Origin of the sequence: Bradyrhizobium sp. (assembly GCF_019242285.1) — a bacterium.
In the GTDB taxonomy this organism is placed as follows: Bacteria; Pseudomonadota; Alphaproteobacteria; order Rhizobiales; family Xanthobacteraceae; genus Bradyrhizobium.
The window spans coordinates 1-4,257 of record NZ_JAFAVV010000925.1; the positions used below are offsets into that span (position 1 = coordinate 1).

General features: G+C 67.5%; 3 protein-coding genes. All 3 read right to left on the bottom strand.

Annotated elements, in window-relative coordinates:
* Window positions 1-301 precede the first annotated feature (301 nt).
* Window positions 302-1,843 (bottom strand): class I adenylate-forming enzyme family protein, encoded by a 1,542-nt coding sequence (locus JOY90_RS37875; protein WP_291696193.1) that lies wholly within the window; start codon window positions 1,841-1,843, stop codon window positions 302-304.
* Between the two features lie 16 nt (window positions 1,844-1,859).
* On the bottom strand, window positions 1,860-2,609 hold the full coding sequence (locus JOY90_RS37880; protein ID WP_291696194.1) for an SDR family oxidoreductase: 750 nt from the start codon (window positions 2,607-2,609) through the stop codon (window positions 1,860-1,862).
* Window positions 2,602-4,257 (bottom strand): molybdopterin cofactor-binding domain-containing protein (locus tag JOY90_RS37885; protein ID WP_291696195.1); only part of this gene is annotated, 1,656 nt, incomplete at its 5' end. The genes JOY90_RS37885 and JOY90_RS37880, both read right to left, overlap by 8 nt.

The window sequence follows — 4,257 nt, forward strand, 5'->3', positions numbered from 1 at the left end:
AGTGTGCGCGCGGAAGCATCACCCCACCCCGGCTCACATTCCGCTTCGCTTCATGTGAGCCGACCCTCCCCCTCCAGGGGAGGGTGACCGGTCGTGCCGATGGCTCGAGCTCATATGCGATAACCCTGCCGCGAGCGGGGAGAGGTCGGATCGCATCGTCAGATGCGATCCGGGTGAGGAGGTACAGGTCCAACAGCTCGCACCGCACTCGCGTCTGCCCTCACCCCAGCCCTCTCCCCGTGAAGAACGGAGACGGAGTGCACCTTGTGCGCTGCTCGAGAGAATCTCATCTCAACGCCCCTCAGCCCTGCTTCAATCCGTCGACCAGCTTGTAGCGCATGATCTTGCCCGAGCCGGTGCGCGGGATTTCGGCGACAAGATGGATTGCTTCCGGAATCTTGTAGGCCGACAGATGTGTCCGGCAGTGGTCCGTCACGGAAGCCGCGTCGAACGCGCCCTGCTTCGCCACCACGAACAGGCACGGCACCTCGCCGAGGGTGTCGTGCTTGACGCCGACCACCGCGCAATCCGCGACTTGCGGATGGCGGATCACCACCTCCTCGATCTCGGCCGGCGCGATGTTCTGACCGCCGCGGATGATCAGTTCCTTGATGCGGCCGGTGATGGTGAGATAGCCGCTGGCGTCGGATCGCGCGAGATCGCCGGTGTGATACCAGCCGCCGCGCAGCACGGCTGCGGTCTCCGCTCCCTTGTTGTGATAGCCCTGCATCAGGTTGGGCCCGCGCACGATCAGTTCGCCCTCGGCGCCGATCGCGACGTCCTCGTGGCCGACGGGATCGACGATGCGCACCGCAAGGCCCGGCACCGGCAGGCCGCATGATCCGAGCGGCCGCGCGCCGCGCAGCCAGTTCATGGTGACCATGGTGGAGGTCTCGGTGATGCCGTAGCCGTCCAGCAAGGGCGTGCTGAAGCGCGCCTCGAACGCCTCGTTCAGCGTCGCCGGCATGATCGCGCCAGCGGAGATGCAGAGCCGGACATTGCCGAGCCGCGCGACGCCGGTCTCTCCTGCCCGGTGCAGGAGATAATGGAACATGGTCGGCACGCCCGGAAACACCGTGTATTGGCCGCTCTGCATCAATTCCAGCACCTGCTGCGGCGAGAAGCGCTCCAGGATGTGCTCGCTCGCACCGGCGGCGAGCACGGTGAGCACTGAGAGATTGAGGGCGTAGGAGTGGAACAGCGGCAGCGGAGACAGCACCACGTCGTTCTCGCCGATCTCGGCGATCGGCGCCCAGCAGGCCGCCGCGATCCACAGCATGCCGCGAACCGACAGCAACACGCCCTTGGCGCGGCCGGTGGTGCCGGACGTGTAGATGATGAAGGAGGTGCGGTCGATATCGTCGGGGTCGGGCGGCGGCGCCGTCGCGCCGGCCGCGAAGGCTTCGAGCGTGGTGCCGGCCTGCGCGGCGCTGGGACCGGCATGGATCACCTGGGGCGAAATGCCGGCTTGGCCGGCGATCTTCGCGATCAATTCCTTGCGGGAAGCGTGGGCGATCACGAGGCCGCAGGCGGCATCGGTCAGGCGGTAGCTGATCTCGGCTTCGGCGGCATCGAAACTGATCGGCACCAGCACGGCGCCGGCGCGAAGCCCGGCGAGGCAGGCTTCGATCCAGTCGACGCCGTTCGGCAGGTAGATCGCGATCCGGTCGCCGTCGCGAACTCCCACCTTGACCAGATTGGCCGCGATCTGCGCAGTTCGCTCGGCGAGTTGGCGATAGGTGACGGAGCGCAACGAATCCCAATAGGCGACCTTGTCCGGCCGCGCCTTCGCATGCCGGTCGAGCAGTGTTGCGACCGGAGCGATCAACTCGAGATGCAACATGTCCCCCTCTCCTCCCCTAGACCATACTATACCCGCCGTTGATGCTGATGACCTGGCCGGTGATCCAGGCCCCGGCATCGGAAGCCAGCAATGCCACCATCGGCGCGACGTCGGACGGCAGGCCGAGCCGGCGGATCGCATAGGCCTCCACCAGCTTGTCGCGGTTGGCCCCGACCCAGGCCTTGTCGTGCGCGGTCTCGATCAGGCCGAGCGCCAGCGAGTTGGCGGTGACGCCCGAGCGGCCCCATTCCCGCGCCAGCGACTTCATCAGCGCGATGGTGCCGGCGCGCGCCGCCGCGGCGAGCGCAAGCCCGGATTCGCCGACGCGCGAGGAGTCGCCCATGATCGAGACGATGCGGCCACGGCCCGAGGCTTCCAACAAGGGCCCCGCGCTGTGGCAGCAATTGAGTGCGCCATAGAGGCAGGTGTCGATCTGCTTCTTCCACTCCTCCGGCGTGGTCTCGATAAAGCGCTTGCGGAACACGAGGCCGGCATTGTTGACGAGAATGTCGAGGCGGCCGAAATCCGCCTGGATGGCCGCAACGAGTTGCCTGACCGCGTCCGCATCCGACACGTCCGCCTGATAGGCTTTCGCCTTGCCGCCGGCCTTTCCGATTTCTGCGACCATATCCTCCGCATCGGCCTTCGAGCCATGATAGTTCACGGCCACCGTCGCGCCGCAGGCGGCGAGCGTCCTGGAGATGCCGGCACCGACGTCGCGGCCGCCGCCCGTGACCAGCGCCACGCGCCCCTGCAGATCAAACATCGCTGTTTCCTTCTTTGGGTTTGGCCTGCCGGAGCAGGCGGAAGATGCGCTCCGGCGTCATCGGCAGGATCGAGACCTCGCGCCCGAGCGCGTCCGCGAGCGCGTTGGCGATCGCAGCGGGTGCCCCGATGGTGCCGCCCTCGCCCATGCCGCGAAAGCCGCCCGCGACCGCGGAGCAGCTCTCGACATGGACGACGTCCATGACGGGCATCTCGGGCGCCGCCGGAATCACATAGTCGACGAGGCTCGCGGTGAGGAGCTGGCCTTCGTCGTCATAGACCAGCTCCTCGTGGAGCGCCGCGCCGATGCCCTGCGCCACGCCGCCATGCACCTGGCCGTCGACGATCATCGGGTTGATGATCGTCCCGCAATCCTCGGCGACGACATATTTGTGGATCCGCACGACGCAGGTCTCGGGATCGACCTCGACCGCGGCGATGTGCGTTGCGCAGGCGGTGGTGCCGTTGATCGGGTCGTAGGTATAGGTCGCCGACAGTTCCTCGCGCGCCTCGACCGGCAGCGTCTTCATGTCGGAATAGACCGCCTTCGCGATCTGCCGGAAGGTGACGGCTCGGTCGGTGCCGGCGACGGTCGCCATGCCATCAGCGACCTCGATGTCCTCGGCATTGGCTTCCAACAGATGCGAGGCGACGCGCGTGATCTTGTCGCGCAGCAGGCGCGAGGCGTGCTTGGCGGCGCCGCCGCCGAGCACCGCGCTGCGGCTCGCATAGCTGCCGGTCGACATCGGCACCTCGTCGCTGTCGCCCTGGAGCACGCGGATGTCGGCGAATCTCGCGCCGAGATCGTCGGCGACGATCTGGGCCAGCGTGGTCTCCAGGCCCTGGCCGTGCGAGGCGACACCGAACGCGGCGGTGACCGCGCCGGTCGAGTCGATCGACAGTTTTGCGGTCTCCGAGCCGGTGTTGATCGGCATGCCCGGCGCGACCGCGATGCGCGAGCCGATGCCGGTCAATTCCGCATAGGTCGCGATCCCGATGCCGAACAGCCGGCCATCCCTGCGCGCCGCTTCCTGCCGCACGCGCAGCGCATCGTAATCGGCGGCTTCCGCCGCAGCGTCGAGGCACTCGATGAAGCCGCATTGGTCCCAGATCAGGCCCGATGCGATCCGGTAGGGAAACTCCTCGGTGCGGATCAGGTTGCGGCGGCGAATTTCCAGCGGATCGAGGCCGAGCGCCTTGGCACCCATGTCCATCAGCCGCTCCGCGACGAAGGTCGAGATCGGCCGCCCCACCCCGCGATACGGCCCGGTCGGCGGCTTGCAGGTGGCGATGCCGCGCACGGCGCCGCGGTACGACCTGATCTTGTAGGGACCGGGCAGGAAGCTCACGACCTGCACCGGCTCTAGTCCGCAGGTCCAGGGATAGATCGAATAGGCGCCGACGTCGCCGATCACGTCGGCCTGCAAGGCGATGGCGATGCCGTCGGCGTCGAAGCCCATCTCGACATCGACGATCTCGGCGAACGCCTGGCTGCAGCTCGTCACGTCCTCCAGGCGATCGGCCGTGTACTTCACCGAGCGGCCGAGCTTTCGCGCAGCGATGCAGAGCAGGAGTTCCTCGGGATAGAGCGATCCTTTGGAGCCGAAGCTGCCGCCGACGTCGGGCGCCACCACCCGCAACCGGCTGCC